At 37.5% G+C, this 4,568-nt stretch carries 4 protein-coding genes; 1 reads left to right on the top strand and 3 read right to left on the bottom strand.

The window, feature by feature from the left end:
• Nucleotides 1–432 precede the first annotated feature (432 nt).
• The 3 genes from AB3H93_RS14060 to AB3H93_RS14050 form a co-directional block, all read right to left on the bottom strand.
• Nucleotides 433–645 carry a hypothetical protein gene (locus tag AB3H93_RS14060; RefSeq protein WP_010720912.1) on the bottom strand — a complete coding sequence of 71 codons (213 nt, stop codon included), beginning with the start codon at nucleotides 643–645 and terminating at the stop codon, nucleotides 433–435.
• Between the two features lie 246 nt (nucleotides 646–891).
• The gene (locus AB3H93_RS14055) at nucleotides 892–1,233 is read right to left on the bottom strand and encodes a YlbF family regulator (protein WP_010720913.1); all 342 of its coding nucleotides are present in this window, start codon (nucleotides 1,231–1,233) and stop codon (nucleotides 892–894) included.
• 65 nt (nucleotides 1,234–1,298) lie between these two features.
• On the bottom strand, nucleotides 1,299–3,470 hold the full coding sequence (locus tag AB3H93_RS14050) for a PBP1A family penicillin-binding protein (RefSeq protein ID WP_034867921.1): 2,172 nt from the start codon (nucleotides 3,468–3,470) through the stop codon (nucleotides 1,299–1,301).
• 207 nt (nucleotides 3,471–3,677) lie between these two features.
• On the opposite strand from AB3H93_RS14050, the gene AB3H93_RS14045 reads away from it, so the two are divergent.
• Nucleotides 3,678–4,532, top strand: coding sequence for an RluA family pseudouridine synthase (locus AB3H93_RS14045; RefSeq protein ID WP_088745702.1), 855 nt, complete (start codon nucleotides 3,678–3,680; stop codon nucleotides 4,530–4,532).
• Nucleotides 4,533–4,568: the final 36 nt, after the last annotated feature.

Raw genomic sequence — 4,568 nt, 5'->3', positions numbered from 1 at the left:
GTTTGTCAACTCTTTTTTAAAAGTTTTTTTAACTTCATTTTTCAGAAGTGTTTCAGCAACTCATTTATCATAACTCGTCGTTTGTTATTTGTCAACAACTTTTTTGAAGTTTTTTTCGATAGAATCAAGCTTCGTAAGCTATTGATTTTTTTACGACTTAGTTATCTTATCACCTTAAAAAGTAAATGTCAATGAATTTTTCTAAATAAATTTCACGATCTTTTTCTCTTTTTCAGCAACGTCAATTACTTTACCATTAAAAAAAAGAATGGTCAAGCTAAAAATTAATTTTAGCAGCACCTTACTTTATTTCTCTCTATTGGTCTAACCTACTTTAGTTGCCTATCTTCTTATTTAGACTCATCGGTACTTCAGACGATTACTGCAATGGCTAGCTATTTTCATGCTCAATCATCAAATATCTCTCATATCTTACTTTCGATACCGCACACCTTTATAAATAGCTAATGGCAAGATCACAAAAAGAAACAAGAGAAGAATATCGATCAGATATTGGTCGCTAAAAACATTTGTTAATGGCTGATTTGTAGTTAAAGAATAAAATGCGGGTAGCAAAATAATCGTGAAAAGATACGAGCCACTGATTTCCCAAAAATCTTTCCAAGAAAATTTTTTGTGTTTCATCGCTCCACCTCCTTGCTTTATATGAGAGAAATTCACTACTTGAATAGACATTTCTACGCTTCTATAATAGACAAAATCAGCTATTATAGCTAGGTTAACAATAATTATTTATTAAACAATGAAAAATAAGCTAATTTTCTATGAGTTATCCCCGTCTGATTTCTTCACACTAAAAAAGCAACGCAAAACAATTTTGTTTTACGTTGCTTTTGCTTGTTCTGGCTAAATTATTTTCTACAACGTTAATTATTCGCTGTATAAATCTCTAACTGGTGTCATGATGATGCGATTCAAGTCATTGATGATCGTGCTGAATTGTTGTTCTTTTTGCATCAAATCATTGATCACTTCTTCTGATTGAATTTTCATTGCCATTTCTTGCGCTTTCATTGCATCTTCATCGCTAAATTCTTGCCCGCTCATTTGTTTTTCTTGCAATTCGATTTGCATCGCTTGGAAATCTTTGAATAGACGATGTGCTTCTTCATTTGCTTTAACTTTTGCATAGGCTTCTTCTAAAGCTTTGAATTCTTGCAATTCGCGAATCTCGCGTTCGATTTGATTTGCGCTATCATAAATATTTGACATAGTTAGCCTCTTTTCTATAGATCGTTTAGTTTTATTGTACCATTTGTTTATCGTTTTTCATAGGATTACTGTCCTTGATATTTCCGCCAGAGATCTTTCGCAGCTTCACCTAAACCTCTTACGCCTTCTTTTACCATATCACCGATATTTTTCAGCCCATCTTTAGCTTGTTCCCCGTATTTATTCAGATTTTCTTTCCATTGTTCTGAGTTCTCATTGGTTTGCGTATTATTATTGACTTGATCAGCAGGGACTACTTTTCCGCCAGTAGCATATGCATCTGCTACAGGGAAAGGCTCTTGCTCGGTATAAGGAAGAATGCCTTCTGCGGCCGATTTGAAGACTTTACCAACCACATTCCCACTTGTTCCTGCTAAATAATGCAATTCACTAGACTCTTCATATCCCATCCAAGTTGAAATCACGACATTAGGCGTATAGCCAACAATCCATTGGTCGTTAGCTTTGGTAGGATCAAAATTAGTTTCAGTCGTTCCTGTTTTCCCTGCGACTGTATAACCAGCCGGTTTAGCTGCAACGGCTGTCCCATTAGAAAAAGTCCCAAGCAGCATTGAAGTCATTTGATTAGCCGTTTCTTCTGAAATGACTTGTTTAGGTTTTTCATTGGTCTTATCAACAATTACTGCACCCGTTGAATCCACGATTTTAGTAATCAGATGTGGTTTGTACATTTTACCAGCGTTAGCAAATGCACTGTAAGCTCCAGCCATCGTTAACGGCGAAACTCCCTTAGCTAAACCACCTAATGCTAAACCATAATACTTATCTGATTTCGATAGAGGTAATCCAAATTCTTCTGCTTTATCATAACCTTTTTGAAGACCGATTTCATGAAGCAACCATACAGCAGGAAGATTCAAACTTTCAGCAACCGCCTGATACATCGGTACTTCACCACGGTACGTTCCGTCGTAATTATGAGCTTTATAATAAGATAATGGTTCATCTTTCAAAATACTTGCTGGGGTGTATCCCGCTTCTAACGCTGGTGCATACACACTCAACGGTTTGATCGTTGAGCCAGGAGAACGTTTCATTTGTGTTGCAAAACTGAATCCCCGGAAAACATGTTCCCCACGTCGCCCTACCAGCGCCTCAACACCACCAGTTTTAGGATCTAATGCGACTGATGCGGATTGAACCATCGCCCCATCCGCAGCATTTGCCGGAAATAGTGCATTGTTTTGATACGTTGTTTCTAATTGTTTTTGATAATTTTGATCAAGTGATGTATAGATTTTGTATCCTTTGTTCATCACATCTTCTTCATCCAAACCATAATCATTGACTGCTTCATCAATCACGGCATCAAAGTAATAAGGATAGCGATAGCCTGATTCCGAATTATCATACGTATCTTTCACGTATTGTTTGATATCCACTTTGCTTTCCGTTTGGTATTGTTGTTTCGTGATCTTGCCGTTTTCTTCCATGACACTCAATACGGTGTTTTTTCGATTGTTTGCATTTTCTGGGTGATCGATCGGATTATAGATACCCGGACCTTTAAGCATCCCAGCTAACGTTGCCGCTTCTGCTAAATTAACCTGATTAGCATCTACCCCAAAGTATTTCCTTGAAGCATCTTGTACGCCCCATACCCCATTTCCAAAATAAGCATTGTTGAGATACATGGTCAAAATCTCTTCTTTGCTGTATTTCTTTTCAATTTCAATGGCTAAAAATAATTCTTTTGCTTTACGGTCAAAAGTTTGATCAAGTGTCAAATAAGCATTTTTAGCTAATTGTTGGGTAATTGTACTCCCACCTCCACCAGAAGTGCCACCTGAAAGGACCATCCGAACTGCTGCCCGAGCGATCCCTTTGATATCAAATCCATGATGCTGATAAAAATTACGATCTTCGGTTGAGATAACCGCATTTTGGATATCTGGAGAGATTGCATTCAATTCCACATAAGTCCCTTTTTGAGCATACAGGGTGCCTGCTTCTTCATTCTTTTTATCATAGATAACGGTAGACTGACTTAGCCCCGATTTTAATGTGGAGACATTTGCCTGTTTTGCTAAAATAAAAAGATAGATACTGACGATCAATACACAGATCAAGCCAATCAATAGGATCAGTTTATTGATATGATACTTTTTCCATATACGTTTTCGCCATCGATGGAATCGCCCTAAATAAGGTTTAATCCAATGCCAAAAACTGATCAAAGCAGCTTTTATTTTACTTAAAATGCTTTGAAAATCCATTTATTCTTCTCCTGTCTATTTGATTGAATCGCCTTATTCTACCACAGGTACGTTCTTCATTCTTCCTGCTTGAGATGTAGGCAAACTGTTTTTTTAAGTTTTGACGATAGTTTAGCATAAGAAGTATCAGAAATTAGTCACTTTTTTCTTAAATAAGTTTTAAAAATGGTACAATAGAGCTGCATTTTTGCTAAAAGGAGTATTTTTATGGAAATCACGATCACGTTACCTGACACTCAGCCAACAACCACCATTCGAGAATTATTAGAACAAGAATGGCTCGTTCCAAGAAAAGTCCGCCACTTTTTACGTATAAGAAAAAATGTGTGGATCAATCAAGAACCTGCCTTATTTCATTTTGAAGTCCACGCTGGTGACCATATTACGTTACGTTTTGAAGAAACTGATTATCAATACCAAGAAGTCCAATTGGGTAAATCTTCCTTCGTCCAACCATTATATGAAGACGATCATTTACTCATTGTCAATAAACCCGCCGGCATGAAAACTCATCCGAATGAACCAACCGAAAATGATACTTTATTGAATCACTTAGCTGCGTATTTAAAGAAAAAAGAGCAACGCCCTTATGTCGTGCATCGATTGGACAAAGAAACAAGTGGTGCAATTTTATTTGCTAAAAATCCCTTTGTTTTACCTATCCTAGGCAGAATGTTGGAACAAAAGAAGATTTATCGACGATACCAAGCACTTGTCTGGGGAACAATCAAAGAGGATTTGATTTTAAAAGATAAAATCGGTCGTGATCGGCACGATCGCAGAAAACGGGTGGTAGATCCTCATAAAGGTCAAACGGCTCTCACACATGTTTCCGTTGATCAAGTAGTGAATGGTCAGACTCAGGTTTACTGTGTCTTGGAAACCGGACGTACCCATCAAATCAGGGTCCATCTCTCTCACATTGGTCATCCCATTGTCGGCGATCCACTTTACCAAACACGGCCTGCGAACCGTCTCATGCTCCATGCGTTAGAATTACACATGTCTCATCCTTTCACTCAAGAAACCATTGTCGCAAAAGCCCTTCCTGGTTTATGGTAAAGACACTATTGTAAGGAGCGATCCACTACTGATCAC

Source organism: Enterococcus sp. C74 (assembly GCF_040887125.1).
GTDB classification, from domain to species: Bacteria; Bacillota; Bacilli; order Lactobacillales; family Enterococcaceae; genus Enterococcus_B; species Enterococcus_B hirae.
The sequence above is the reverse complement of the archived record's forward strand: the minus strand, read 5'-3'. Positions and strand labels throughout refer to the sequence as shown.

Coding starts and splice junctions, on each gene's coding strand:
- AB3H93_RS14060 (WP_010720912.1), bottom strand. CDS start 645: ATGAAACACAAAAAATTTTCTTGGAAAGATTTTTGGGAAATCAGTGGC.
- AB3H93_RS14055 (WP_010720913.1), bottom strand. CDS start 1,233: ATGTCAAATATTTATGATAGCGCAAATCAAATCGAACGCGAGATTCGC.
- AB3H93_RS14050 (WP_034867921.1), bottom strand. CDS start 3,470: ATGGATTTTCAAAGCATTTTAAGTAAAATAAAAGCTGCTTTGATCAGT.
- AB3H93_RS14045 (WP_088745702.1), top strand. CDS start 3,678: ATGGAAATCACGATCACGTTACCTGACACTCAGCCAACAACCACCATT.